Below are 25,316 nucleotides of genomic sequence, written 5' to 3'. Positions count from 1 at the left end.
GTTATTAAGGAACTGCCATGACCCTCGTTAATCACCTGATCCACGGCGAACTGACCGCCGGCACTGGCCACTCGGCTGCCGTATTCAATCCGTCCACCGGCGAAGCCACTAAGCAGGTCGCCCTGGCCGACCGCGCCACCATGCAACTGGCCATCGACTCGGCCAAGGCTGCCTTCCCGGCCTGGCGCAACACTCCGCCGGCCAAACGCGCCCAGGTGATGTTCCGCTTCAAGCAGCTGCTGGAGCAGCACGAAGCGACCATCTCCAAGCTGATCAGCGAAGAGCACGGCAAAACCCTGGACGACGCCGCCGGTGAGCTCAAGCGCGGTATCGAGAACGTCGAATTCGCCTGCGCCGCCCCGGAAATCCTCAAGGGCGAGTACAGCCGCAACGTCGGCCCGAACATCGACGCCTGGAGCGATATGCAGCCTATCGGCGTCGTGGCCGGCATCACCCCGTTCAACTTCCCGGCCATGGTGCCGCTGTGGATGTACCCGCTGGCCATCGTCTGCGGCAACTGCTTTATCTTGAAGCCATCCGAGCGTGATCCAAGCTCCACCCTGTATATCGCCCAACTGCTGCAGGAAGCCGGCCTGCCAAAAGGCGTACTCAACGTGGTGCACGGCGACAAGGAAGCCGTGGATGCGCTGATCGAAGCGCCGGAAGTCAAAGCCCTGAGCTTTGTTGGCTCGACTCCAATCGCTGAGTACATCTATAGCGAAGGCACCAAACGCGGTAAGCGCGTGCAGGCCCTGGGCGGCGCGAAGAACCACGCCGTGCTGATGCCTGATGCCGACCTGGACAACGCCGTCAGCGCACTGATGGGCGCGGCCTACGGTTCCTGCGGCGAGCGCTGCATGGCCATCTCCGTGGCCGTGTGCGTAGGCGACCAGATCGCCGATGCCCTGGTCGAGAAGATCGTGCCGCAAATCAAAGCGCTGAAAATCGGTGCCGGCACCTCCTGCGGCTTGGACATGGGCCCGCTGGTTACCGGCGCGGCGCGTGACAAGGTCAAAGGCTATATCGACGCCGGTGTGGCCCAGGGCGCAAGCCTGGTGGTCGACGGCCGCGATCTGGTGGTGGCGGGCAACGAGAATGGCTTCTTCGTCGGCGGCACCCTGTTCGACAAGGTGACCCCGGAGATGACCATCTACACCGACGAAATCTTCGGCCCCGTGCTGTGCATCGTCCGCGTCGGCAGCCTGGAACAAGCCATGCAGCTGATCAACGACCACGAATACGGCAACGGCACCTGCATCTTCACCCGTGACGGTGAAGCGGCCCGCCTGTTCTGCGACGAGATCGAAGTCGGCATGGTCGGCGTCAACGTACCGCTGCCGGTGCCGGTCAGCTACCACAGCTTCGGCGGCTGGAAGCGCTCGCTGTTCGGCGACCTGCATGCCTACGGCCCGGACGGTGTGCGCTTCTACACCCGCAAGAAGGCCATCACCCAGCGCTGGCCGCAGCGCGCTTCGCATGAAGCGGCACAGTTCGCTTTCCCGAGTAATGGCTAAGTAACAGGGGGCTGATCGCAGGATCAGCCCCCTTTTTGGATGTGGATGATGACCTATAGGAGCGGTCGGACGGTGTTCCGTCTTGGCCGCGATTAACAGGCGATCAGACGTAGGTTGGGTTGAGGAACGTAGTGACGAAGCCCAACGAGCGATACCAATGCCTGTTGGGCTTCGCTGCGCTCAACACCAACCTACCGATTGTATGCAGCACGTAATGGATGCATAGCCATCGCTTTACGCAACAAACCAGCCGCGCGGGCGCGGCGTTGGTGCAGTGACCGCAGGTTACGGCACCCCTTGGGTGAGCGGGTTCAGGGTTTCCTGGCCCGTAAGCCCGCTCTCCCAAGGGCAGCCCACTTCAATGACTAATGAAGAGGACTCCCTATGAGCAAACCCATGATTGGCCTTCCCCTGTGCCGTTGGCAGCTGACCAGCCGTGATATCGGCTGGTTTCACCTGGTCGGCGAGAAGTACATCCACGCCGTCACCGGCTTCGGTGCCTTCCCGCTGATGATCCCGGCTTTCGGCGACGACCTGGACATGGATACGGTGCTGGATAGCGTCAGCGGCATCATGTTCGGTGGCTCACTCTCCAACGTGCACCCCAGCTTCTACGGCGACGACCATCCCGGCCTCGGCCTGGCCGACAAACCCCGCGACGAAACCGTGCTGCGCCTGATGCGCGCCTGTATTGATCGTGGCATTCCGTTCCTCGGCATCTGCCGCGGCATGCAGGAAATGAACGTGCTGTTTGGCGGCACCCTGCACCGTGAAGTGCATGAGGTGGAAGGGCGTCTCGATCACCGTGAGGTGAAGGACGTACCGGATGACGTGGCCTACGGCCCGATGCACAACGTGGCCCTGACCGAAGGCGGCGTGCTGCATTCGCTGTTCGGCGAGCGGCAGATCAAGGTCAACTCGCTGCATGGTCAAGGGGTTGATCGCCTAGGCGAGGGCTTGCAGGTTGAAGCCGTGGCCGAGGATGGGCAGATCGAGGCGGTCAGTGTGATTGGCGCCAAGGCGTTTGCTGTTGGGGTGCAGTGGCATCCGGAGTATCGCTATTGGGAGAAGGCGGATTACAACGCGCTGTTGGAGGCGTTTCATCAGTAAGCGCTCCATAGACCCCACCTCCCTCTGGAGAGGTTTTGCGTTTTACAGTGGCGTCGTTGGTTGGCAGTTCCAAGGCAGCAGCGCTTCGTAGGCTTCAACGCTGTTGGCCAGCGGCAGGCGTTCGAGGACATGGCGCAGCCAGGCGTAGGGCTCCTGGCCATTGGTCTTGGCGGTTTCCACCAGGCTGTAGAGTTGGGCGCTGGCGGTCGCGCCTTTCGGCGTGTCGCTGAACAGCCAGTTCTTGCGACCTATGACGAAGGGCCGGATCGCGCGCTCGGCAGCGTTGTTATCGATCGGCAGGTGGCCAGCCTCGATGTAGCGTTCGAGTCGGCTCCAGTTGCTCGCCAGGTAGTTCACTGCTTTGCCCAGGGCATTCTGCGCCGTGACCTGCGGCTGGGTTTTCTCCAGCCAGGTCTTGAGCTGATCGAGGAGCGGTAGGCTGTGCTGCTGGCGGCCCCGGTAGCGCTGTTCATCGCTGGCATCCTTAAGTTCGCGCTCGATGCCGTAGAGCTTGTTGATCATCCCCAACGCGATGTCGGCACGCCCGGTTTTGCCCTTCGGTTGCACCTTTTGCGCTTCGACGAACTTGCGCCGCGCATGCGCCCAGCAGGCCAGGCGCTCAACACCTTGTTGTGCGGCCACGGCGTTGTAGCCGGCGTAATCGTCGGTCATCAGGTAGCCGCGATAACCGTCGAGCAGGCGCAGCGGCACCTCCTGCGCGCGGCTGGTTGTGTAGTCGAAGAGGATCACCGGTTTGCCAGGCGGGCCACCGGTCTGCACCCACATCCAGGAGTGGCTGCTCGGATCGCGCCCAGGCTCCTTGAGCACCTGCACGCGGGTTTCATCGCAGTGGATCACCGGACTGTCCAGCAGCCTGTCGCGCATCAGGTTGAGCAACGGTTGTAGCAGTTCGCCGCACTGGATCACCCAGCGCGCCAGGGTCTGCCGGGGGATGTCGATGCCATGGCGACTGAGCATCTTTTCGAAGCGATACAGTGGGATGCCGTCGGCGTATTTGCTGGTCAGCAGCATCGCCAGCACGCTCGGGCTGGCCAGCCTTTTCTCGATCAGTTGGGCCGGTTTGTCAGCGGTGACCGGCGCGCTTTCGCAGGCCTTGCAGGCATAGGTCTTGCGAATGTGGCGGATCACCTGAACCTGCATCGGGATGATTTCCAGCTGCTCGCTGGTTTCTTCGCCGATGGCCTGCTTGCGGCAACCGCATTCGCAGGTCAGTTCGTGTTCGGGCAGTTCGTGGATGACCTCGACACGCGGTAGTTCGGCCGGTAACGGCTTGCGCTTGCCGCGGCGCTTGGTCGGCGCAACGACTTCTTCCTCGACCTCAGCGGCCGGAGCTTCAGCCGCCGCTTCGGCCAGGCTTTCCGCTTCGTTGAACATCTCTAGCTGCGGTGAATCCGGGTCGCTGCTCTGCTCGGATTTACGGCCGAACAGGCGCTGGATCAACAGCGCGTTTTGTTCGCGCAGGCGCTCGATCTGCCCATCCTTGTCCTTGGCCAATTCCTGCGCCGACGACAACACCTCAGCGAGCAATTGCTTGAGCGCGGCGGGGTCATCAGGAAGGGTTTCGGGCACAGAAATCATGCCGTGGATTATACCGGCTCAGGTGACGAACCTAGGGGTCAAAACCTGGTGCGGCCGGTTGCGCCACAGGTCGATACCGTCCAACAACCAGTTCAACTCCTGGGCCGTCAGCACGATCGCATCTTCGCCAGGTTCCGGATGCGACTTGAAGCGTTCAGCCTCCAATCGCTTGAGCCACAGGCAAAAGCCGTTGCGCTCCCAATACAAAATCTTCACCCGGCTGCGCGCGCGGTTGAGGAAGACGAACAGCACCGGGTCGAACACCGCCACCTTGATATCCAGCTCGACCAGGGCGGCCAGGCCATCGATGGATTTTCGGAAATCCACCGGCTTGGGGTATAGATAGACTTTTTCGACTTTGGCGTCGGGGCGCATCATGACGGCTGGCTCCAGAAAGAAATTGGAGCTCAGCATTGGCTGGCCTGCGGATCATTTGTAGATGAGGTTTATGGAGCGCTTACGATTTGTCCCTATCTGATGAGCAGCAGATGCTCGAAGCCTTCGCCAGTGAAGTGCTGCGCCCGCTCGCTCACGATGCCGATGAACAGGCGGCGCTGCCGGCGGCGTTGCTCAATCAGGCGCACGAGCTGGGGCTGACCCATTATGCGGTCAGCGAGGCGCAGGGCGGCATGGCCGGTGAACGCACCACGTTGAGTAATGCGCTGATTGCCGAAGCACTGGGCAAGGGCGATCTGTCCCTGGCCGCCGCTTTGTTGGTGCCCTTGTCTGCGGCCAACTGCATCCGCCGTTGGGGCAATGCCGCGCAGCAGGCGCGCTGGCTGCCGGCCTTTGTCGCTGAGGAGCCTGCGCCGGTGATGGCCATTGCGGTCAATGAATCGACGCCGCTGTTCGACCCGCACACGCTGGCGACCCGTGCGCGCAAACGCGGTAAACACTATGTGCTCAGCGGTGAAAAGTGCCTGGTGCTGCGCGGCCTGGATGCCAGTCAGCTGATCATCGCGGCGCAGGCGGCGGACGGCCCTGCGCTGTTTATCGTCGAAGCCGGCGCCAAAGGCCTGCAGCGCAGCCCGCAGCCGGCCATGGGCCTGAAGGCTGGCAGCACCGCGCGGGTGCGGCTCAATGGGGTCAAGGTGCCGGTTGAGGCGCGACTGGCCTCCGAGTCGTTCAATTACCAGAGCTTTCTCGATTATGCCGGGCTGGCCTGGTGCGCGTTGGCCGTGGGCACGGCGCAGTCGGCGCTGGATTATGTGGTGCCGTACTGCAATGAGCGCGTGGCCTTCGGCGAGCCGATCAGTCATCGCCAGGGCGTGGCCTTTACGGTCGCCGATATGGCCGTGGAGCTCGACGCCATGCGCCTGATGGTCTGGCGCGCGTGTTCACGTGCCGAGCAGGGTTTGTCGTTCCAGCGCGAAGCCTATCTGGCACGCCTGCTGTGCAGCGAAAAGGCCATGAAGATTGGCACCGACGCCGTGCAGTTGCTCGGCGGCCACGGCTTTACCAAAGAACATCCAGCCGAGCGCTGGTACCGCGATCTGCGTGCGCTGGCGATTATGGCCGGCGGTCTCCAGCTCTAAGGACACATCACCATGAACCTGGAAACCCCCAATAAATTCCGTGGCCTGGTTAATCAGGCCCATCAGGTGGCGGAGAACTATTTCCGGCCGATTTCACGCAAATACGACAAGGCCGAGCACGCCTATCCCAAGGAGCTGGACCTGCTCGCGGCGCTGCTCGATGGCATGAATGCCGGCTCACCGGACGCCATCGGTGCCACCTCCGCAAGCAAACGAGGCGCGGCCCGCGAGCAACAGGAAGGCATCAAGAATGGCGGCAATCTGTCGGCCCTGCTCGGGGTGATGGAGTTGTGCTGGGGCGATGTCGGCCTGCTCTTGGCTATGCCGCGTCAGGGCTTGGGCAATGCGGCGATTGCGGCGGTGGCCAATGATGAGCAGTTGACGCGCTTCGGCGGCATCTGGGCGGCCATGGCGATTACCGAGCCGGGTTGTGGTTCGGATTCGGCGGCAATTCGTACCACGGCGATCAAGGATGGCGATCACTACGTACTTAACGGCGAGAAGATCTTTGTCACTTCCGGAGAGCGCGCGGATGCCGTAGTGGTCTGGGCCACCCTGGACAAGAGCCTCGGTCGTGCGGCGATCAAGTCCTTCGTGGTCGAGCACGGAACAAAGGGCATGAGCGTTACACGGTTGGAGAAGAAACTCGGCATCAAGGCTTCGGATACCGCCTCGATCAGTTTCACGGATTGCCGGGTGCCGGCGGCCAACCTGCTGGGCAACCCGGAAATTGATGTGCAGAAGGGCTTTGCCGGGGTGATGGAAACCTTCGACAACACCCGTCCACTGGTCGCCGGCATGGCGATCGGTGTGGCCAAGGCCTCGCTAGACCGCACCCGCGAGCTGCTGAAAAAGGTCTGCAAGCTGGATTACCGCACGCCGCTGCTGAGTGTCAGCCATGCCGAGGCGACCCTCTATCGCCTGGAGGCCGAATGGGAGGCCGCGCGACTGTTAACCCTGAAGGCCGCCTGGATGGCCGACAACAAGCTGCCCAACTCCAAGGAAGCCTCCATCGCCAAGGCCAAGGCCGGGCGGGTGGCCAACGAGGTGACGCTGAAGTGTGTCGAACTGGCCGGTGCGTTGGGTTACGGCGAAGATGAGCTGCTGGAAAAATGGGCGCGCGACTCGAAAATTCTCGACATCTTTGAAGGCACCCAGCAGATCCAGTTGTTGATCGTCGCCAGACGTCTGCTGGACAAGAGCTCCAGCGAATTGAAGTAGTTGTTACGCGGGCTGGATGACGCCAGCCCGCCTGCCTGAAATCCCTTTTTGCCCCGCCTAGGCGGGGCTTTTTTGCCTCTACGCCAGCCCGTTGTAGGGTGGATGGCGCTTCACCCATCCACCGATACGCGGTAAATGTGGATGAAAAGAGCGTCATCCACCCTACGGTTTTGGCCGTTGCAGATTGCCTCTGCGGCTGCATTCAAATGCCTTGCAGGCTTAGCCAATCCTTCCAGCGAGTCCGCTCATCGTGCACCAGCCAGCCATCCTGTGGCGCGAAGCTTTCTGCCAGCCACAGCCCTCGGGTGCTAGCCGGCAGTAGCTGGCCTTGTTTCAGGGTCAGCAGCTCGGCAGTCGGCCGGCCCTGGGCCAGGGGGATCAGAAACAGATCGGGGCGTGCGCGGTTGAGGCGGGCGATCAGTTGGCCGTCTTCCAGGTGCTCATCGACATGCAACAGGCTGAGTTGGCGCGCCTCCTTGGGCAGCTCCAGGCGTAGGTCATACACCAATTGCAATGAGGCGGTCGGCAGGTGCACGTAGGCGCGGGGGCGTTCGAGCAGCTTGAGGTTGCCGCATTGCACCGGGCGCGCTGCGCCGGACAGCGGGCTAAGGCTGAAGTGCGCGGTTTCCCGGTAGCGCAGGCTGCTCTGGTAGGGCGTGGGCAGCCAGGTGTCGCCAAAGCGTCCGCTTAGCCAGCCTGCCGGGGTTTCCAGCAGGCACTCTTCGGCCACTTCCTGAATCGCGGTGAGCAGCGGCAGATTGAGCTCGTGGGCTGGCACATAGCCGGAAATCAGCTTGAGTACCACATCGCCACGATCCGCCCGGCGCTGGCGCACCAGCACCCAGTATTCGCGGCCTTGCCAGCAGAGGGTCAGGCGCACCGAAACGCCCAGATTGGCCAGCTCCACGGCAAAGCGCTGGCTGTCGGCTACCGCCACCGGTTTGCGCTTTTCCAGCATCTGCGCAAAGTTCAGCGGCATGCCCAGGCCCTGGTAACTCAGGCCTTCCGGGCTGGCTTCAACAAAGAGTTGCAGGGTCTTGAAGCTGCTGGGGTCTTTGCGGAGCAGAGTGCGCGGCATGGCAACTCCTCGCGGGTGTCGGCGTGGGCATGGCCTGAGAGCTTGGCACAGATCGACGGGGGAGACCCGTCAGGCAATATCCTGAATTACAGCTGCGGCCGTGGTGACGTTATGCGCCAGGTGCTGCGGGTTGATGGTGCCGATAATCGCGCTGCAGGCCGCCGGATGGCTGAAGATCAGCTCGAAACTGGCGCGCACCGGGTCTGCGTCAGCCAGGCAGGCGTGGCCGCTGGCCAGGGCTTTCTTGATCAGGATGCCCTTGCCGTGTAGCTCGGCGTAGTCCAGTACGGCCTGCTCGCTTTGCTCATTAAGGTTATAGGTCACCATCGCGCAGTCACCCTGCTCAAGGGCGAGCAGGCCACCTGCAACGGTTTTGCCGGAGAGGCCGAAACCGCGAATCTTGCCCTCGCGTTTGAGTTCAGCCAGGGTTTCGTACACGCCACTGTCACGCAGAATCGCCACATCGTTGCCGTCGGAATGCACCAGTACCAGGTCGATAAAGTCGGTTTCCAGGCGCTTGAGACTGCGCTCCACCGAGAGCCGCGTATGCGCAGGGCTGAAGTCAAAGTGCGATTGGCCGTTATCGAATTCTTCGCCGACCTTGCTGACAATCACCCACTGCTGGCGCTGGCCGCGCAACAGCGGGCCGAGGCGGGTTTCGCTGGTGCCGTAGGCTGGCGCGGTGTCGATCAGATTGATACCCAGATCATGGGCCTGGGCCAGCAGTTCGCGGGCCGCGGCGTCGTCGGGGATGGTGAAGCCGTTGGGATACTTCACCCCCTGGTCACGGCCCAGCTTGACCGTGCCCAGGCCCAATGGCGAAACCAGCAACTCGGTGGCGCCCAGTGGGCGGTGTAGGTTGTGCAGGCTATGCAGGGGATGCATCAGAACAGTTCCTCCCAGGCGGGTGGGGCGACGCTCGGGCGCGGCAGCGCGGGCAGTGGTGCGTGCTGCGCCGGCTGAATGCCGTCGCGATCGAGTGCGGCCAGTACACGCTCAGCAAAGTCCGGGGCTAACGCCAGTTTAGTCGGCCAGCCCACCAGCAGCTTGTCCTGCTCGTGGAGGAAGGCGTTGTCCGGGCGCACCAGGCCGGACTGCGCCGGCTCCGCGCGGTCAACTCGCAGCGTGGCCCATTGCGCGGCCGATAGGTCGACCCAGGGCAGCAGTTCGCTCAGCTCTTTTTTCGCAGCCAGGAGCTGCGCCGCTTCATCGCGGGCCACGCCATCGGCTTCGGCCAGATCGCCACCCAGATACCAGACCCACTGGCCGTCGGCCGCCGGGTGGGTGGTGATGGTGACGCGCGGCTTCGGCCCACCGCCCAGGCAGTGGGCGTACAGCGGTTTTAACGTTGGACCTTTGACCAGGACCATATGCAGCGGGCGCAGTTGTTGTGCGGGTTGGCTGAGGTCGAGTGCGCTGAGCAGCTCGGCATTGCCACGCCCGGCGCTGAGAATGATGCGTTGTGCGCGAATCTCACGGCCATCGATGATCAGGCCGACCAGCTCGCCGTTTTCCCGCAGCGGCTCTATGTGCTCGGCAGCCAGCAAACCATCGCCGGCCAGTTCGCTGAGGCGGCTGATCAGGCTGGGCACATCCAGCACCAGTTCAGCCAGACGATAGACCTTGCCCTTGAATTTCGGGTGTTGCAGGGCCGGTGGCAGCTGCTCGCCCTTGACCTGATCGACCCGGCCGCGTACAGCCTTGCTGGCAAAAAAGCTGGTGATATTGCCGGCCAGGCTGCCGGGCGACCACAGGTAGTGGGCATCGGAGAGCAGGCGAACGCCGCTCAGGTCCAGCTCGCCGTTGCCCGCCAGGGCTTCACGCCAGCGGCGCGGCATATCGGCGATGGCTTCGGAGGCGCCAGTCAGCGCGCCATGCAGGGCGTATTTGGCGCCGCCGTGGATGATGCCCTGGGATTTCACACTCTGGCCGCCACCGAGGCGGGCGTTTTCTACCAGCAGGGTGGCGAACCCCTGGCGGCGCAGGCGCGCATTCAGCCAAAGGCCGGCGATACCGCCGCCTACGATCAAAACATCAGTGCTCAATGCCTGGGACATGCAGGTGTCTCACCGGGAAAACAGGCGCGCAGTATAACCCGGCCGCGCTAGCGCCTTACCCCGGAACCTGCTCAACGTCTCGCGAGCTAGAGTCATGCAAGGCAAAAACAGGCGAGGAAGCGGAGTTTACTGGTGTAAATGAGCATTCCGAGCCTGTTTTTAACGCCGCAGGGCCGAAGCGCAGCGGGCGTTGGGCGGGTTCTCAGTGGCCGACGCTTTGCGAGAACAACTGAATCACCACCACGCCAGCGACGATCAGGCCCATGCCGAGCATGGCCGGCAGGTCCAGCCGTTGTTGGTAGAGAAACACCGCCGCGATGCTCACCAGCACAATGCCCATACCGGCCCACACCGCATAGGCGACGCCGACCGGGATGGTTTTCACCACCAGGCTGAGCATCCAGAACGAGATGGCGTAGCCAACCACGACCAGTAGCAGGGGCAGGGGTTTGCTGAATCCATCCAGGGCCTTCATCGAGGTGGTGGCGATGACTTCAGCGGTGATGGCAATTGCAAGGTAGAGATAGCCGCCCATGATGTGGCCTCCAGAGTGATCTGGCGGCCATTCTAGTGACATGGCGGATGGGATAAAGTGATTACCTATCTGAAGTGGAGATGGGTTATGCAGTGGAGCCTGGAGCAGATTCGCCTGTTTGTCAGTGTCGCCGATGGCCAGTCGTTCTCCGCCGTGGGTCGGCAGATGCAGCGCGCACAATCGGCAGTGAGCAATGCGATTGCCTTGCTGGAGGCTGACCTTGGCGTGCGTCTGATCGAGCGCAGCAGCGGCCGTCAGCCACGCCTGACCGATGCCGGCGCGGCTCTGCTGGAGGAGGCGCGCGAGGTGCTGCGCCAGTGTCAGCGTCTGGAAGGGCGGGCGCTGGGCCTGGTGCGCGGTGAAGAGGTGCGCCTGCGCTTGGCGCAGGATGAAGCCATGCCCTATCAGCCGGTGCTCGACAGTCTGGAGGCGCTGGCGCAACAGTTCCCGCTGCTGGAGGTGCAGCTGGCCAGCGGCGCCCAAGGCGATGTGGCGCGCAAGCTGCTGGAGCACCGCGCCGATCTCGGTCTGCTGTTCCACCATGAGCAGATGCCTGACGCCCTGGAACGTCAGCGCCTGGGTACCATCGAGATGGTTACCGTGTGCGGGGCTGGGCACGCGTTGGCGGGAGCCGGGCATGTCGATCGGCGTGAGCTGGCGCGACATAGGCAACTGCTGATGGCGCCGCAGGACAGTCACTACCCGGGCGGCGAGCAAATCAGCCCGTCGGTCTGGCGCACGGACAGCTTCTACGCGATGGCCGAACTGCTGATGCGTAACCTGGGCTGGGCCTGGCTGCCGCGCCATGTGGTGCAGTACCCGACCTACCAGAGTCAGCTGGTGGAATTGAGCAGCGACTGGACGCCGCCACCGTTGGTGGTCGAGTTGGTCTGCCGCCGTGACGAGGCGCTGGGGCCGGCGGCCTTGTGGTTGGCTGAGTGTTTTGCCCAGCACCTGCAGGCCATCGGCTAGCAGGCCTGCGCCTGACTCGACGGTATTGGTCAAAGTGCATAAGCTGCGCGCCATGAATAGAAGCCTCTATACCCTGTTGTTTCATTTCGGCCTGCCGCTGGTGGCCGGGCGTCTGGCTTGGCGTGCCTTGCAGGCACCGGCCTATGCCAAGCGCATCGGCGAGCGTTTCGCCCTCGGCCTGCCTGCGCTCAAACCAGGTGGCATCTGGTTGCATGCGGTGTCGGTGGGCGAAAGCATCGCCGCCGCGCCGCTGGTGCGTGAGCTGCTGGCGCGTTACCCGCAGTTGCCAATCACCATTACTTGCATGACGCCGACCGGTTCGGAGCGTATCCAGGCGATGTTCGGTGGTGCGGAGTACGCCGGCCGGGTACAGCATTGCTACCTGCCGTATGACCTGCCCTGGGCCGCCGCGCGCTTTCTCGATCAGGTGCAGCCACGGCTGGCGGTGATTATGGAAACCGAGCTGTGGCCCAACCATATTCACCAGTGCGCCAAGCGTGGCATCCCGTTGGCGCTGGCCAACGGGCGGCTCTCCGAACGCTCGGCGCGTGGTTATGCGCGCTTTGCCAACCTTACTGCGCCGATGCTCGCCGAGCTGGATTTGCTGGCGGTGCAGACAGCGCTGGAAGCCGAACGCTTTCGCAGCCTGGGTGCTCGGCCGGAGTGTGTTGAGGTCACCGGCTCGATCAAATTCGATCTGGCGATTGATCCTGCATTGTTGACCCGCGCCGCTGCCTTGCGTGAGCAATGGCAGGCCACGCGGCGCCCGGTGTGGATCGCCGCAAGCACCCATGCCGGTGAAGACGAGATCGTGCTCGCTGCCCACAGTGAGCTACTCAGACAGAACCCCGGCGCCCTGCTGATTCTGGTGCCGCGCCATCCCGAGCGGTTCAATGCGGTGTTCGAGTTGTGCCAGCGGCAAGGCTTCAACACGCGGCGGCGTTCCACTGGCGAAGCGCTGCTGGCGAGTGATCAGGTGCTGCTCGGCGACACCATGGGTGAGCTGCTGTTTCTTTATGCCCTGGCCGATATCGCCTTTGTTGGCGGTAGTCTGGTGGCCAATGGCGGGCATAACCTGCTGGAGCCGGCGGCGCTGGGCAAACCGGTGCTGAGCGGCCCGCACCGGTTCAACTTTCTGGAGATTGCCGCGCAGTTACGCGCTTCCGGTGCCTTGATTGACGTGGCGGATGCTGACGGTCTGGCGCAGCGCGTTGCGCAGCTGTGGCGTGAGCCTGATGCCGCGCAGGCCATGCGTAAGGCGGGGTTGGCGGTGATGCAGGCCAATCAGGGGGCGCTGGCGCGTTTGCTGGCAGGGCTTGAGCGTCTGTTAAAGAGTAAGCGGTAAGCGGGCCATGCTCGCGCAATTGCAATCGCGGGCATGGCCCGCTCCTACTAGCTGTTGCCCAACAAAAAGCCCGCTGAATTCAGCGGGCTTTTTTGTCTTGCTCAACTCAGTACTGCGGGTTGCCACGCAGCTGGGCTTCGGCGGCCTTGGCCAGGTCCGGCGGGAGGAAGTCTTCGTCCGGGTTGTAGTCGGATTTCAGGTATTGCTCCAGGGCGGCCAGGTCGTCCGGGCTGAGGGTGCCGGCGGCCTGTTTCAGGCGTAGGTTGTTGAGGATGTAGTCGTAACGCGCGTTGTTGTAGTTGCGCACCGAGCTGTACAGCTGGCGCTGAGCGTCGAGCACGTCAACGATGTTACGCGTACCGACCTGATAGCCGATTTCGGTGGCCTCCAGGGCGCTCTGGTTGGAGATGATCGACTGCTTGCGCGCCTGCACGGTTTCCACGTCGGTATTCACCGCGCGGTGCAGGTTGCGGGTGTTCTGCACCACCTGACGGCGCAGGCTTTCACGCAGCTGCTCGGTCTGGTTCAGGCGCTGGTAGGACTCGCGCACCTGGGAGTTGGTCAGGCCACCGCTGTACAGCGGGATATTCAGTTGCAAGCCGATTGAGCGTTGCTCGACATCACCACTGAAGCGGTTAATGGTGCCGGCATTGTTGCTGAAACCGAGGCTGTCGTTGTCGCCCTTCTGGTAGCTGGCAACCGCATCCAGAGTCGGGGCGTGGCCGGATTTGCGCTGGCGCAGGGTTTCTTCGGCGGCTTCAACGGCGTAGTTGCTGGCTTGCAGATTGAGATTCTGCGCAGCGGCAATATCGACCCAGGCCTTGGCATCGTTCGGCGTTGGCGCGAGGATCGGCAGGCTGTGCTCGATGCCTTCCAGGGCGGCGAAGTCGCGGTGGGTCAGGGTGATCAGCGCCTCGAAGGCATCTTCTACCTGTTGCTGGGCGATGATGCGGTTGGCGCGGGCGGTGTCGAAGCCGGCTTGGGCTTCCAGCACGTCGGTCTTGTCCGAGAGGCCGACATCGAAGCGCTCATTGGCCTGATCCAGCTGGCGCTTGAATGCGGCTTCTTCGGCCTTGGTCGAGGCCAGATTGTCCTGGGCACGCAATACCGCGAAGTAGGTTTCGGCGCTCTGCAGAATCAGGTTCTGTTCGGTGGCCGACAGTTCCAGCGCAGCTTGCTCGTTGGTTGCTTCGGCGGCTTGCAGCTGGAACCAGCGGTCAGCGCGGAACAGTGGTTGGCTGAGGTTGGCCTGGTACACCACGCCGCTGCGCGAGCTGGTGTTGGCAGGCGAATCGACCTGGGTACGGGTGTCGCTCAGGTTGGCGCCGGCAGACAGGTTCGGCAGCAGTCCGGCACGGGCCTGGGGTACCACTTCGCTGCGCGCTTCATAGTCAGCACGGGCGGCGGCTAGGTCGGCATTGTTGGCGGCGGCTTCCTGGTAAACCGTGACAAGGTCAGTTTTGGTGGACAGTGGGGCTTGTTCAGCAGCCCAGGCCATTCCGTTGGACGCGGCGGCCACAGCGAGAGCCAGAGAGAGTCTGCGCAACATGAGGGTGATCCTGATTTGGCGGTAATCGGCAAGGCTAAGGGGCCGTGCCTGGGGGGCAAGGGCCGTTTAGGCGCCTGTAGTGTAGTTTGCAACAAGCTATGTTGCCTGGGTGCAACAATCCAGGTGGTTATATGCGAGCGTCACGATCCGACGCGTGGGTCATGAATATTTGACTCGCGGGTTGGTTTTATTGCCTGGGGTTGATTAGACTGGTCGCGTTCTTGTCGGGGAGCCCCAATTGCGGGGCTGAGATTGGCAGCTGCCGGATCCCGTTGAACCTGATCAGGTTAAGGCCTGCGTAGGGCTGCTTGCCTGTCCTTCGGCGAGCCTCTGGCACCGCCCTGGTGCACCTTTCGCCGCTCATTTATCTCCAGGTTCGCTCCGACATATAGCCCTGGAGAGCCGCCGATGAGCACACAAGAAAAAAACCTCAATCCGATCCTGAGTGAATCTGCCCAGGTCGACCAGCAGTCGATCCAACCCTTCCCGCGTTCGCAGAAAGTCTATGTACAGGGCTCGCGCCCGGACATCTTGGTGCCAATGCGCGAGATCAGCCTGGACGTCACCCCCACTGACTTCGGCGGCGAGATCAATGCACCGGTGATGGTGTATGACACCTCCGGCCCGTACACCGATCCCAAGGTCATTATCGACGTGCGCAAGGGCCTGGCCGATGTGCGTTCGCCGTGGATCGAGGCGCGTGGCGACACCGAACGCCTGCCTGGGCTGAGCTCCAACTTCGGCCAGCAGCGCCTTGCCGATGCCGAACTGACCAAGCTGCGTTTCGCCCACGTCAACAACCCGCGCCGCGCCAAGGCCGGGGCTAACGTCAGCCAGATGCACTACGCGCGCAAAGGCATCATCACCGCCGAGATGGAATACGTTGCCATCCGCGAGAACATGAAGCTGGAAGTGGCGCGCGAAGCCGGCTTGCTCGACCAGCAGCACCCTGGCCACAGCTTCGGTGCTAGCGTGCCGAAGATCATCACCCCCGAGTTTGTGCGTGAAGAGATTGCCCGCGGTCGCGCGATCATCCCGGCCAACATCAACCACACCGAGCTGGAGCCGATGATCATCGGCCGTAACTTCCTGGTGAAGATCAACGGCAATATCGGCAACTCAGCGCTGGGTTCTTCCATCGAAGAGGAAGTGGCCAAGCTGACCTGGGGCATTCGCTGGGGTTCCGACACGGTTATGGACCTGTCGACCGGCAAGCACATTCACGAAACCCGCGAATGGATCATTCGCAACTCGCCGGTGCCGATTGGCACCGTGCCGATCTACCAGGCTTTGGAAAAAGTCGGCGGCGCGGCCGAAGAGCTGACCTGGGAGCTGTTCCGCGACACCCTGATCGAGCAGGCCGAGCAGGGCGTGGACTACTTCACCATTCACGCCGGTGTGTTGCTGCGTTATGTGCCGATGACTGCCAAGCGTGTCACCGGCATCGTCTCGCGCGGTGGTTCGATCATGGCCAAGTGGTGCCTGGCGCACCATAAAGAGAACTTCCTCTACACCCACTTCGAAGACATCTGCGAAATCATGAAGGCCTACGACGTCAGCTTCTCGCTGGGCGATGGCCTGCGTCCGGGTTCGATTGCCGACGCCAACGACGAAGCTCAGTTCGGTGAGCTGGAAACCCTTGGCGAGCTGACCAAGATCGCCTGGAAGCACGACGTGCAGACCATGATCGAAGGCCCCGGCCACGTGCCGATGCAGCTTATCAAGGAGAACATGGACAAGCAGCTGGAGTGCTGCGACGAGGCACCGTTCTACACCCTCGGCCCGCTGACCACCGACATCGCCCCGGGCTACGACCACATCACCAGCGGTATTGGCGCGGCGATGATCGGCTGGTTCGGTTGCGCCATGCTCTGCTACGTCACGCCCAAGGAGCACCTGGGGCTGCCGAACAAGGATGACGTGAAGACCGGCATCATCACCTACAAGATCGCCGCCCATGCTGCGGACTTGGCCAAAGGCCATCCCGGCGCGCAGATTCGCGACAACGCACTGTCCAAGGCGCGCTTTGAGTTCCGTTGGGAAGATCAGTTCAACCTCGGTCTCGACCCCGACACTGCGCGCAGTTATCACGACGAAACGCTGCCCAAGGACTCGGCGAAGGTGGCACACTTCTGCTCCATGTGCGGGCCGAAGTTCTGCTCGATGAAGATCACCCAGGAAGTTCGCGTCTATGCTGAAGAGCAGCGCATCGCCGCACTCGACCTGGATGCAGAGGCGGGCATGCAAGCCAAGGCAGAGGAGTTCAAGGCGCAGGGTGCGCAGCTCTACCACAAGGTCTGATAGAGCTTTTGCTGCGCCATGTTTCGGAGCAGCATAGGGTGTAACCAGGGCGGGCCTTCGGGCCCGTTTCTGTTAATCAGGGGGCGTTATGCAACGAGAAGATGTTCAAGTGATCGAGCGCGAAGCCTGCTTCAGCGGCTTCTACAAGCTCGATCGGCTGCGTTTGCGCCATCGCCAGTTTGCCGGTGGCATGGGCCCGGAGCTGAGTCGCGAACTATTCGTGCGACACGATGCGGTGTGCGTGCTGCCCTATGACCCACAGCGCGACTGTGTGGTGCTGATCGAGCAGTTCCGCGTCGGTGCGTTGGAGAAAAGTGCCAATCCCTGGCTGCTGGAGCTGGTCGCCGGGTTGATCGACAAGGACGAGGAGCCCGAAGAGGTCGCGCGCCGCGAAGCGATCGAAGAGGCCAATCTACAGCTGACGTCGTTGTGGCCAATTACCCAGTACTACCCTTCACCCGGTGGCTCGGATGAGCGCGTGCACCTGTTCGTCGGTCGTTGCGACAGTGAAGGCGCCGGTGGCGTGCATGGCCTTGCGGAAGAGGGCGAGGATATTCGTGTACACGTCTGGCCGCTGGAAGATGCCTTGGATGCGCTGAAAGACGGGCGTATCGACAATGCCGCCAGCATCATCGCCCTGCAGTGGCTGGCGCTAAACCGCAGCGAAGTGCGGGGGTTGTGGTCGTGAACTTGCTGCGCGAGCGCTATCGGGTCGACCTGGTCGAGCTACAAGCCGCTTGCGAGGCCAACTATGCGCGCCTGATGCAGTTGCTGCCGGAAATGCGTGAGGGCCCGGATGCCTATCGGCAGGCGCGTCGTGTGGGCATGAGTCAGGGTGAACAGCAGCTGGGCGTGCTGGCGCTGGAAGTGCTGGAAACCTGCCCCTACACCTCGACCCTCTCGGTGCGTCAGGAGCACAGTCTGCCCTGGCTGCCGGTGCCGCATATGGAGGTGCGTGTGTACCACGATGCGCGAATGGCTGAAGTCATTGGGGCGCAGAGTGCGCGGCGTTTTCGCGGCATTTATCCCTATCCCAATGCGGCCATGCACCAGCCGGATGAGAAGACTCAGCTCAATCTGTTTCTCGGCGAGTGGCTGAGTCACTGCCTGGCCTGCGGTCACGAACTGGCTCCCGTCCGTTAGGTTTTTCCATGTTCTGCCGATAATCAGTCGCAGGCGCATTATTCCGATACGCGCTAGCCTTTGGATGGGCGCTGGATTTACAGCGGACGTTCTGTGATCTATTCCCCTTTCGCGGGTTTACCGCCTGCAGGGCTAGCCAGCATAATTCACGCATTCCGCTCAAGGAGAAGGTCTTGCCGGGCGCGCCGACTAAAACCACTGCTGTTGATCGCTCGGTACTGCTGGTGCAGTTATCCGACAGCCACCTGTTTGCCGACGGGGCGGGCAAGCTATTGGGCATGGATACCCAGGATAGCTTGCAGCGGGTGATTGAGCGTGTGCTGCTGGAGCAACCGCAGATCGACCTGATCCTGGCCAGTGGCGACCTCTCGCAGGACGGCAGCGCAGAGTCCTACCAGCGTTTCCGCGAGATGACCGCAGCTATCCCCGCGCCCGCGCGCTGGTTCCCCGGTAACCATGATGAAGTGCCCGCGATGCAGGAGGCTTGCGTCGGCAGTGATCTGCTGGAACCGGTGATCGACCTGGGTAACTGGCGCGTGATTCTGCTTGACTCCTCGATTCCTGGTGCTGTGCCCGGTTACCTCAACGAACAGCAGCTTGCCTTGCTGGAGCGCGCGCTGAGCGAAGAACCGGATTGTCATCACCTGATCTGCCTGCATCACCATCCGGTGTCCATCGGCTGCAAGTGGATGGAGCCTATCGGCCTGCGCAATCCGGATGCCCTGTTTGCTGTGCTGGAACGGTTCAGCCAGGTGCGTGCGGTGCTCTGGGGGCATATCCATCAGGAGCTCGATCAGCAGCGCGGCCCGATTCGCCTGCTGGCGTCGCCCTCGACCTGCGTGCAGTTCGCCCCGGGCAGCGAAGAGTTTCAGGTGGATAAAACCGCGCCAGGCTATCGCTGGCTGCGCCTGTTCGACGACGGTCGCCTGGAAACCGGTGTATCGCGGGTGACCGGGATCAAGTTCGAAATCGATTACACCATCAAAGGCTATTAAGCCGCTTGGCTAACCGGTTGCAGCCGGTCGCCGCAACCGGTTAGCCTCCCGCCCCATGACCACATCCATTCTCTATATCCACGGGCTTAACAGCTCGCCGGCATCGCTCAAGGCCAGCCAGCTGCAGCGCGTCATGGCGCATCTGGGCTTGGCCGCGCAGCTGCGAGTACCAGCCCTGCATCACCATCCGCGCCAGGCAATTGCTCAGCTCGAAGCGCTGATTGCCGAGCTTGGTCGGCCCGTGCTGGTTGGCAGCTCCCTGGGCGGCTACTATGCGACCCACTTGGCCGAACGCCACGGGCTGCCGGCGCTGTTGATCAACCCAGCAGTGCGCCCGCATTTGCGTTTCGATGGTTACCTGGGGCCGCAGAAGAACTATTACAGCGATGAGACCTGGGAGCTGACGACCGACCATGTAACCGCCCTAGCCGAGTTGGATGTAGCAGTGCTGCAAGACCCGGCGCGCTATCAGGTGTGGCTGCAGACCGCTGACGAAACTCTCGACTATCGTGACGCTCAGCGCTACTACCGCGCCTGCGCGCTGCGTATCCAGGCTGGTGGCGATCACGGCTTTCAGGGTTTTGCCGAGCGCTTGCCGGTACTTTTCGCTTTCGCCGGTATTCCCCGCCATCTGTGGCAGGATATCGACTTTTCCGCTCTCAATTAACGAACAAGAGACCCCATGGCCCAGCAAGGTTCTAGCTCTTACAACGCCGATGCCATCGAAGTCCTTTCCGGCCTCGACCCGGTGCGCAAACGCCCGGGCATGTACACCGACACCAGCCGGCCCAACCACTTGGCTCAGGAAGTCATCGACAACAGCGTCGACGAAGCACTGGCCGGGCATGCCAAATCGATTCAGGTGATCCTGCACGAGGACAACTCCCTGGAAGTGCTCGACGACGGTCGCGGCATGCCAGTGGATATTCACCCGGAAGAGGGCGTGCCAGGGGTTGAGCTGATCCTCACTAAACTGCATGCCGGCGGCAAGTTCAGCAACAAGAACTATCAGTTCTCCGGCGGCCTGCATGGCGTGGGCATCTCGGTGGTCAACGCGCTGTCGACCCGCGTGATCGTCACGGTCAAACGCGACGGCAACGAATACCAGATGAGTTTTGCCGACGGCTACAAAGCCAGTGACCTGGCCGTGGTCGGCACGGTGGGTAAGCGCAACACCGGTACCAGTGTGCATTTCTGGCCGGATGCCAAGTATTTCGACTCCTTCAAGTTTTCGGTCAGCCGTCTCAAGCACGTCCTGAAGGCCAAGGCGGTGCTGTGCCCGGGGCTTGCGGTCAGCTTCGAGGACAAAGCCAGCGGCGAGAAAGTCGAGTGGCTGTACGAAGACGGTCTGCGCTCTTACCTGGTGGATGCGGTCAGCGAATTTGAACGGCTACCCAATGAGCCCTTCTGCGGCAGCTTGGCGGGCAATAAAGAAGCGGTAGATTGGGCGCTGCTGTGGCTGCCGGAAGGCGGCGACGCGGTGCAGGAAAGCTACGTCAACCTGATCCCCACTGCGCAGGGCGGCACCCACGTCAATGGCCTGCGCCAGGGCCTGCTGGATGCGATGCGCGAGTTCTGCGAGTTCCGCAGCCTGCTGCCGCGCGGGGTCAAACTGGCCCCTGAAGACATCTGGGAGCGCATTGCCTTCGTCCTGTCGATGAAGATGCAGGATGCGCAATTCTCCGGGCAGACCAAGGAACGCCTGTCGTCCCGTGAGGCGGCCGCCTTCGTTTCTGGCGTGGTGAAAGATGCTTTCAGTCTGTGGCTTAACGGCCACCCGGAACTGGGGCAGCAGCTTGCCGAACTGGCGATCAGCAATGCCAACCGCCGCCTCAAGGCCGGTAAGAAAGTTGAGCGCAAACGCATCACCCAGGGCCCGGCACTGCCTGGCAAGCTGGCCGATTGCGCGGGGCAGGACCCGATGCGCTCTGAGCTGTTTCTGGTGGAAGGTGATTCCGCCGGCGGTTCGGCCAAACAGGCGCGGGACAAAGAGTTTCAGGCGATCCTGCCGCTGCGTGGAAAGATTCTGAATACCTGGGAAGTCGACGGCAGCGAAGTGCTGGCCAGCCAGGAAGTGCATAACATCGCCGTGGCGGTTGGCCTCGATCCGGGTTCCAGCGATCTCAGTCAGCTGCGTTACGGCAAGATCTGCATCCTCGCCGACGCCGACTCCGACGGCCTACATATCGCCACCTTGCTCTGCGCGCTGTTCGTTCAGCATTTCCGCCCGCTGGTGGATGCCGGTCATGTCTATGTGGCCATGCCGCCGCTGTACCGCATCGACCTGGGCAAGGAGATTTTCTACGCCCTGGATGAGGCTGAGCGTGATGGCATTCTCGACCGTCTGGTGGCCGAGAAGCGCCGCGGCAAACCGCAGGTCACCCGCTTTAAAGGCCTGGGTGAGATGAACCCGCCGCAGCTGCGCGAAACCACCATGGACCCCAACACCCGGCGTCTGGTGCAGCTGACCCTGGAAGACTACCCCGGCACCCAGGAAATCATGGACATGCTGCTGGCCAAAAAGCGCGCCGGCGACCGTAAATCCTGGCTGGAGTCCAAGGGCAACCTGGCCGAGGTGTTGCTCTGATGCAGCGGCTGTTGGCCGTCTGCCTATTGCTCTGCTCACCGCTGTTGGCGAGTGCGGCCGCGTTGGAAGAGCTGAAATTGCTCAACGAGCAAGCGGTCAGTGGCGTCAGTGGTGGCAATCTGTCCGGGCTGGCCTGGTGCGATGGGGCGCTGTGGGCGGTATCCGACCGCGATGATCAGCAGCTCTATCGCCTGGAGTCCGATGACTCGCAGTGGCAGGCCACGGCCGAGACCTTTATTGCGCCGCCTGCGCCGGATGCGCGCCTGCCCTGGGGGCTGCGCATGCGCAGCTGGGCGGCGGGTCTGGTACGTGGGGGCGAGCTGGATTTCGAGGGCATCAGTTGCGACGCCGCCGGCAATCGCTACCTGGTCAGTGAGGCCAAGGCGGCTGTGCTGCAGTTACCGCTGATGGGCGAGCCCAATTGGCTGAAACTGCCTCAGGGGCTGGTTCGTCAGGCGCGCGCCAGCGGCATGCTGTTGCACTACAACTCGTTGTTTGAAGGCGTTGCCGTCGACCCGGCAGGCGAACGCCTGTACTTGGCGGCCGAGCGCATGCGCCGTGGCTTGCTGGTGGTGCACAAGCAGCGTGCTATCTGGCGTTGTACTGGTGGCTGCGTGCTGTTCAGCGAAGCGGGCACGGAGACGGGGCCCGAGCAGCTGGGCGGCAAGCCGCAGCCCCGGGATTTCTCCGGCCTGGCCTTCCATAACGAAAAGCTGTTTACCCTTGAACGCCAGGCACATCGCGTTTGCCGACGCAGCCTGAGCACTGGTCAGGTCGAGAAGTGCTGGTCGTTTGCTGCCGAAGCACTGACTCCGGAGCGGCTCTATGCGCCGTCCTATGGTCTGGCCGAGGCCTTGTGGGTGGATCAGGACGGCGCCTGGATCGGCGTTGATAATGGCCGCTTCCGCCGTGCAGACGGCGAATCGCGGCCAATTATCTGGCGTTTTGCCGCACCCAAAGGCGGCTGGGGTAGCAAACCGTGAGCGAGCAGCCTGCGGGCAAGCGTGCCGGACGGGTGATGCTGGTGCTGGCCTGGGGCGCTGCTTTGTTGCTGGCGACCAAATTCTTCGGCGACTGGGAAGACGCTCAGCGCAACCCCAATCAGGCGCCCGAGTCGTTGCATGGCAGCGGCTATGTCGAAGTGCACCTGGCCAGCAGTCGTCAGGGCCACTATATGGCGGGCGGCAAGATCAATGGCGAGGACGTGACCTTCCTCCTCGATACCGGTGCGACGCAGGTCGCGGTGCCGACTGAAGTGGCGCAGCGCCTGGGTTTGCAGGCGGGCGCGGCAATCACCATCAGCACCGCCAATGGCCGCTCCACAGCCCACCGTACGCGCCTGCAGCGCTTGCAGCTGGGCGATATCGTACTGACCGATGTAGAGGCTTTGATTGCCCCCGGCATGGGCGGCGATGACGTATTACTGGGCATGAGTGCCCTGAAACAACTCGAATTTACCCAGCGCGGCGGCACCTTGATGCTGCGCCAATCAACCTTGCAATGAGGCACGCATGAGCGAATCCCTCGATTTGAGCCTGGACGGTGTTGAGCGCCGTTCCCTTGCCGATTTTACCGAGCAGGCTTACCTCAATTACTCCATGTACGTGATCATGGACCGTGCGCTGCCGCATATCGGCGACGGCTTGAAGCCGGTGCAGCGACGCATCGTCTACGCCATGAGCGAGCTGGGCCTGGACGCCGACTCCAAGCACAAGAAGTCGGCGCGTACCGTTGGTGACGTGCTCGGTAAGTTTCACCCGCACGGCGATAGCGCCTGCTACGAAGCCATGGTGCTGATGGCGCAGCCGTTCAGCTACCGCTACACCCTGGTCGACGGCCAGGGTAACTGGGGGGCGCCGGACGATCCAAAATCCTTCGCCGCCATGCGTTACACCGAAGCGCGCCTGTCGCGTTATTCGGAAGTCCTGCTGACCGAGCTGGGCCAGGGCACCGTGGACTGGGTGCCGAACTTCGATGGCACCCTGAATGAGCCGGCGACCTTGCCGGCGCGCCTGCCGAACATTCTGCTTAACGGCACCACGGGTATCGCCGTGGGTATGGCCACTGACGTACCGCCGCATAACCTGCGCGAGGTTGCGTCGGCCTGCATTCGCCTGCTGGACGAGCCGAATGCCAGCGTCGAGCAGTTGTGCGAGCACATCCAGGGCCCGGACTATCCGACTGAAGCGGAAGTCATTACACCCAAGGCCGACCTGCTGAAGATCTACGAGACCGGCCGCGGCTCGGTGCGTATGCGTGCGGTCTACAGGGTTGAAGACGGCGATATCGTGGTCACCGCGCTGCCGCACCAGGTCTCCGGGGCCAAGGTGCTGGAGCAGATTGCCGCGCAGATGCAGGCGAAGAAGCTGCCAATGGTCGCCGACCTGCGCGATGAGTCGGACCACGAGCACCCGTGCCGCATCGTGATTATCCCGCGCTCCAACCGGGTGGATGCCGACGAGTTGATGCAGCACCTGTTCGCCACCACCGAGCTGGAGTCCAGTTACCGGGTCAACACCAACGTGATTGGCCTGGACGGCAAACCGTCGGTGAAAAACCTGCGCACCCTGCTCACCGAGTGGCTGGTGTACCGCGTCGGCACCGTGCGCCGCCGCCTGCAGTTCCGCCTGGACAAGGTCGAGAAGCGCCTGCATTTGTTGGAGGGTTTGCTCACCGCCTTCCTCAACCTGGATGAAGTGATCCATATCATCCGTACGGAAGACCAGCCGAAGTCGGTGCTGATGGAGCGTTTTGGTCTGACGGACGTGCAGGCTGACTATATCCTCGACACCCGCCTGCGCCAGCTGGCGCGCCTGGAAGAGATGAAGATCCGTGGCGAGCAGGACGAGCTGGCCAAGGAGCGCGACAAGCTGCTGGCTCTGCTCGGCAGCGAAGCCAAGCTGAAGAAGCTGGTGCGCCAGGAAATCCTCGATGACGCTGAGAAGTACGGCGACGACCGTCGTTCGCCGATCGTTGCCCGCGCCGAAGCCAAGGCACTCAGCGAAACCGAGCTGATGCCGACCGAGCCGGTAACCGTGGTGATCTCGGAGAAAGGCTGGGTGCGCTGCGCCAAGGGCCACGATATCGACGCCACTGGCCTGTCGTACAAGGCCGGCGATGGCTTCAAGACTGCCGCGCCGGGCCGCTCCAACCAGTACGCGGTGTTTATCGACTCCACCGGGCGCAGCTACTCGCTTGCCGCGCATTCGCTGCCGTCCGCCCGGGGGCAGGGAGAGCCGCTGACCGGGCGCCTGACGCCGCCACCGGGGGCGACCTTCGAATGCGTGCTGCTGCCCGATGACAATGCGCTGTATGTGATCGCCTCCGACGCCGGCTACGGCTTCGTGGTCAAGGGCGAAGACCTGCAGGCCAAGAACAAGGCCGGCAAGGCCTTGCTCAGCCTGCCAGCCGGCGCGCTGGTGGTGCCACCGAAACCGTTGGCTAACCGTGAGGAAGACTGGCTGGCGGCGGTAACCACCGAAGGTCGTTTGCTGCTGTTCCCGGTGCGCGATCTGCCGCAGCTGGGCAAGGGCAAGGGCAACAAGATCATCGGCATCCCGGGTGAGCGGGTTGCTTCGCGCGAGGAGTATCTCACCGATCTGGCCGTGCTGCCGGCAGGCAGCACCCTGGTATTGCAAGCCGGGAAGCGTACTCTGTCGCTCAAGGCCGATGACCTGGAGCATTACAAAGGTGAGCGCGGCCGTCGCGGTAACAAGCTGCCGCGCGGCTTCCAGCGCGTTGACAGCCTGCTGGTCGAATAGGCTGCTGCTCGCCC

General features: G+C 62.6%; 21 protein-coding genes, 1 pseudogene and 1 riboswitch. Of the genes and pseudogenes, 15 read left to right on the top strand and 7 right to left on the bottom strand.

Annotation, left to right across the window (positions count from 1 at the left end; all coding sequences use genetic code 11):
- Positions 1-17: 17 nt before the first annotated feature.
- Complete coding sequence (locus BLW24_RS03805) at positions 18-1,514, top strand: CoA-acylating methylmalonate-semialdehyde dehydrogenase (RefSeq protein ID WP_090376903.1); 1,497 nt, start codon at positions 18-20, stop codon at positions 1,512-1,514.
- Positions 1,515-1,910: 396 nt separating this feature from the next.
- A complete protein-coding gene (locus BLW24_RS03800; protein ID WP_244161077.1) occupies positions 1,911-2,624 on the top strand; it encodes a gamma-glutamyl-gamma-aminobutyrate hydrolase family protein in 714 nt (237 codons plus the stop codon).
- A gap of 42 nt (positions 2,625-2,666) precedes the next feature.
- On the opposite strand, the gene tnpC is transcribed toward BLW24_RS03800, so the two are convergent.
- Positions 2,667-4,223: an IS66 family transposase gene (gene tnpC, locus BLW24_RS03795; RefSeq protein ID WP_090375563.1), complete on the bottom strand. Its 1,557-nt coding sequence runs from the start codon at positions 4,221-4,223 to the stop codon at positions 2,667-2,669.
- A gap of 18 nt (positions 4,224-4,241) precedes the next feature.
- On the bottom strand, positions 4,242-4,637 hold the full coding sequence (gene tnpB / locus BLW24_RS03790; protein ID WP_244161054.1) for an IS66 family insertion sequence element accessory protein TnpB: 396 nt from the start codon (positions 4,635-4,637) through the stop codon (positions 4,242-4,244).
- Between the two features lie 44 nt (positions 4,638-4,681).
- On the opposite strand from tnpB, the pseudogene BLW24_RS03785 reads away from it, so the two are divergent.
- Both BLW24_RS03785 and BLW24_RS03780 read left to right on the top strand, forming a co-directional pair.
- A pseudogene (locus BLW24_RS03785) lies at positions 4,682-5,758 on the top strand (acyl-CoA dehydrogenase family protein); the annotation flags it as partial.
- A gap of 12 nt (positions 5,759-5,770) precedes the next feature.
- On the top strand, positions 5,771-6,979 hold the full coding sequence (locus BLW24_RS03780; protein WP_090376895.1) for an acyl-CoA dehydrogenase family protein: 1,209 nt from the start codon (positions 5,771-5,773) through the stop codon (positions 6,977-6,979).
- Between the two features lie 202 nt (positions 6,980-7,181).
- On the opposite strand, the gene BLW24_RS03775 is transcribed toward BLW24_RS03780, so the two are convergent.
- The 4 genes from BLW24_RS03775 to BLW24_RS03760 all read right to left on the bottom strand — a co-directional run bounded on the left by BLW24_RS03775 (position 7,182) and on the right by BLW24_RS03760 (position 10,649).
- On the bottom strand, positions 7,182-8,057 hold the full coding sequence (locus BLW24_RS03775; RefSeq protein ID WP_090376890.1) for a metal ABC transporter ATPase: 876 nt from the start codon (positions 8,055-8,057) through the stop codon (positions 7,182-7,184).
- A 69-nt stretch (positions 8,058-8,126) separates the two neighbouring features.
- Positions 8,127-8,942 carry an aldo/keto reductase gene (locus tag BLW24_RS03770; protein WP_090376887.1) on the bottom strand — a complete coding sequence of 272 codons (816 nt, stop codon included), beginning with the start codon at positions 8,940-8,942 and terminating at the stop codon, positions 8,127-8,129.
- Positions 8,942-10,114: an NAD(P)/FAD-dependent oxidoreductase gene (locus BLW24_RS03765; RefSeq protein ID WP_090376884.1), complete on the bottom strand. Its 1,173-nt coding sequence runs from the start codon at positions 10,112-10,114 to the stop codon at positions 8,942-8,944. Before BLW24_RS03765 ends, BLW24_RS03770 begins: the two co-directional genes overlap by 1 nt.
- A gap of 202 nt (positions 10,115-10,316) precedes the next feature.
- Positions 10,317-10,649: a DMT family transporter gene (locus BLW24_RS03760; RefSeq protein WP_090376881.1), complete on the bottom strand. Its 333-nt coding sequence runs from the start codon at positions 10,647-10,649 to the stop codon at positions 10,317-10,319.
- A gap of 87 nt (positions 10,650-10,736) precedes the next feature.
- Between BLW24_RS03760 and BLW24_RS03755 the strand changes: the two genes are divergently transcribed.
- Entirely contained in the window at positions 10,737-11,621 is an 885-nt protein-coding gene (locus tag BLW24_RS03755) for a LysR family transcriptional regulator (protein WP_090376876.1), read from the top strand.
- Between the two features lie 52 nt (positions 11,622-11,673).
- Complete coding sequence (gene waaA, locus BLW24_RS03750) at positions 11,674-12,966, top strand: lipid IV(A) 3-deoxy-D-manno-octulosonic acid transferase (protein ID WP_090387622.1); 1,293 nt, start codon at positions 11,674-11,676, stop codon at positions 12,964-12,966.
- A 106-nt stretch (positions 12,967-13,072) separates the two neighbouring features.
- On the opposite strand, the gene BLW24_RS03745 is transcribed toward waaA, so the two are convergent.
- Entirely contained in the window at positions 13,073-14,515 is a 1,443-nt protein-coding gene (locus tag BLW24_RS03745) for a TolC family outer membrane protein (RefSeq protein ID WP_090376872.1), read from the bottom strand.
- Between the two features lie 215 nt (positions 14,516-14,730).
- Positions 14,731-14,838, top strand: a riboswitch (TPP riboswitch).
- An 85-nt stretch (positions 14,839-14,923) separates the two neighbouring features.
- On the opposite strand from BLW24_RS03745, the gene thiC reads away from it, so the two are divergent.
- From thiC to parC, 9 genes are all read left to right on the top strand, one after another.
- Positions 14,924-16,816: a phosphomethylpyrimidine synthase ThiC gene (thiC, locus tag BLW24_RS03740; protein ID WP_090376870.1), complete on the top strand. Its 1,893-nt coding sequence runs from the start codon at positions 14,924-14,926 to the stop codon at positions 16,814-16,816.
- 88 nt (positions 16,817-16,904) lie between these two features.
- Positions 16,905-17,504: an NUDIX domain-containing protein gene (locus BLW24_RS03735; RefSeq protein ID WP_090376867.1), complete on the top strand. Its 600-nt coding sequence runs from the start codon at positions 16,905-16,907 to the stop codon at positions 17,502-17,504.
- Positions 17,495-17,959 carry a DUF1249 domain-containing protein gene (locus tag BLW24_RS03730; RefSeq protein WP_090376863.1) on the top strand — a complete coding sequence of 155 codons (465 nt, stop codon included), beginning with the start codon at positions 17,495-17,497 and terminating at the stop codon, positions 17,957-17,959. Before BLW24_RS03735 ends, BLW24_RS03730 begins: the two co-directional genes overlap by 10 nt.
- A 173-nt stretch (positions 17,960-18,132) precedes the next feature.
- Positions 18,133-18,954, top strand: a complete 822-nt coding sequence (gene cpdA, locus BLW24_RS03725; RefSeq protein ID WP_090376860.1) for a 3',5'-cyclic-AMP phosphodiesterase — start codon at positions 18,133-18,135, stop codon at positions 18,952-18,954.
- Between the two features lie 55 nt (positions 18,955-19,009).
- Positions 19,010-19,621 (top strand): YqiA/YcfP family alpha/beta fold hydrolase, encoded by a 612-nt coding sequence (locus BLW24_RS03720; protein ID WP_090376857.1) that lies wholly within the window; start codon positions 19,010-19,012, stop codon positions 19,619-19,621.
- A gap of 15 nt (positions 19,622-19,636) precedes the next feature.
- On the top strand, positions 19,637-21,541 hold the full coding sequence (gene parE, locus BLW24_RS03715) for a DNA topoisomerase IV subunit B (protein ID WP_090376854.1): 1,905 nt from the start codon (positions 19,637-19,639) through the stop codon (positions 21,539-21,541).
- Positions 21,541-22,524: an esterase-like activity of phytase family protein gene (locus tag BLW24_RS03710; protein WP_090376851.1), complete on the top strand. Its 984-nt coding sequence runs from the start codon at positions 21,541-21,543 to the stop codon at positions 22,522-22,524. The genes parE and BLW24_RS03710 overlap by 1 nt, the downstream gene beginning before the upstream one ends.
- Positions 22,521-23,045, top strand: coding sequence for a retropepsin-like aspartic protease family protein (locus BLW24_RS03705; RefSeq protein ID WP_090376848.1), 525 nt, complete (start codon positions 22,521-22,523; stop codon positions 23,043-23,045). Before BLW24_RS03710 ends, BLW24_RS03705 begins: the two co-directional genes overlap by 4 nt.
- Before the next feature lie 7 nt (positions 23,046-23,052).
- Positions 23,053-25,302 (top strand): DNA topoisomerase IV subunit A, encoded by a 2,250-nt coding sequence (gene parC, locus BLW24_RS03700; RefSeq protein WP_090376845.1) that lies wholly within the window; start codon positions 23,053-23,055, stop codon positions 25,300-25,302.
- Positions 25,303-25,316: the final 14 nt, after the last annotated feature.

The organism is Pseudomonas anguilliseptica (assembly GCF_900105355.1).
In the GTDB taxonomy this organism is placed as follows: Bacteria; Pseudomonadota; Gammaproteobacteria; order Pseudomonadales; family Pseudomonadaceae; genus Aquipseudomonas; species Aquipseudomonas anguilliseptica.
This window is presented reverse-complemented; position numbering and strand designations above follow the sequence as displayed.

What these genes read in the sequence shown, in the direction of transcription:
- BLW24_RS03770 (WP_090376887.1), bottom strand. Translation starts at nt 8,942, where the DNA reads ATGCATCCCCTGCATAGCCTGCACAACCTACACCGCCCACTGGGCGCC.
- tnpC (WP_090375563.1), bottom strand. Translation starts at nt 4,223, where the DNA reads ATGATTTCTGTGCCCGAAACCCTTCCTGATGACCCCGCCGCGCTCAAG.
- thiC (WP_090376870.1), top strand. Translation starts at nt 14,924, where the DNA reads ATGAGCACACAAGAAAAAAACCTCAATCCGATCCTGAGTGAATCTGCC.
- BLW24_RS03765 (WP_090376884.1), bottom strand. Translation starts at nt 10,114, where the DNA reads ATGTCCCAGGCATTGAGCACTGATGTTTTGATCGTAGGCGGCGGTATC.
- parC (WP_090376845.1), top strand. Translation starts at nt 23,053, where the DNA reads ATGAGCGAATCCCTCGATTTGAGCCTGGACGGTGTTGAGCGCCGTTCC.
- BLW24_RS03800 (WP_244161077.1), top strand. Translation starts at nt 1,911, where the DNA reads ATGATTGGCCTTCCCCTGTGCCGTTGGCAGCTGACCAGCCGTGATATC.
- BLW24_RS03720 (WP_090376857.1), top strand. Translation starts at nt 19,010, where the DNA reads ATGACCACATCCATTCTCTATATCCACGGGCTTAACAGCTCGCCGGCA.
- BLW24_RS03780 (WP_090376895.1), top strand. Translation starts at nt 5,771, where the DNA reads ATGAACCTGGAAACCCCCAATAAATTCCGTGGCCTGGTTAATCAGGCC.
- BLW24_RS03735 (WP_090376867.1), top strand. Translation starts at nt 16,905, where the DNA reads ATGCAACGAGAAGATGTTCAAGTGATCGAGCGCGAAGCCTGCTTCAGC.
- parE (WP_090376854.1), top strand. Translation starts at nt 19,637, where the DNA reads ATGGCCCAGCAAGGTTCTAGCTCTTACAACGCCGATGCCATCGAAGTC.
- BLW24_RS03805 (WP_090376903.1), top strand. Translation starts at nt 18, where the DNA reads ATGACCCTCGTTAATCACCTGATCCACGGCGAACTGACCGCCGGCACT.
- BLW24_RS03755 (WP_090376876.1), top strand. Translation starts at nt 10,737, where the DNA reads ATGCAGTGGAGCCTGGAGCAGATTCGCCTGTTTGTCAGTGTCGCCGAT.
- BLW24_RS03745 (WP_090376872.1), bottom strand. Translation starts at nt 14,515, where the DNA reads ATGTTGCGCAGACTCTCTCTGGCTCTCGCTGTGGCCGCCGCGTCCAAC.
- waaA (WP_090387622.1), top strand. Translation starts at nt 11,674, where the DNA reads ATGAATAGAAGCCTCTATACCCTGTTGTTTCATTTCGGCCTGCCGCTG.
- BLW24_RS03710 (WP_090376851.1), top strand. Translation starts at nt 21,541, where the DNA reads ATGCAGCGGCTGTTGGCCGTCTGCCTATTGCTCTGCTCACCGCTGTTG.
- BLW24_RS03760 (WP_090376881.1), bottom strand. Translation starts at nt 10,649, where the DNA reads ATGGGCGGCTATCTCTACCTTGCAATTGCCATCACCGCTGAAGTCATC.
- BLW24_RS03775 (WP_090376890.1), bottom strand. Translation starts at nt 8,057, where the DNA reads ATGCCGCGCACTCTGCTCCGCAAAGACCCCAGCAGCTTCAAGACCCTG.
- tnpB (WP_244161054.1), bottom strand. Translation starts at nt 4,637, where the DNA reads ATGCTGAGCTCCAATTTCTTTCTGGAGCCAGCCGTCATGATGCGCCCC.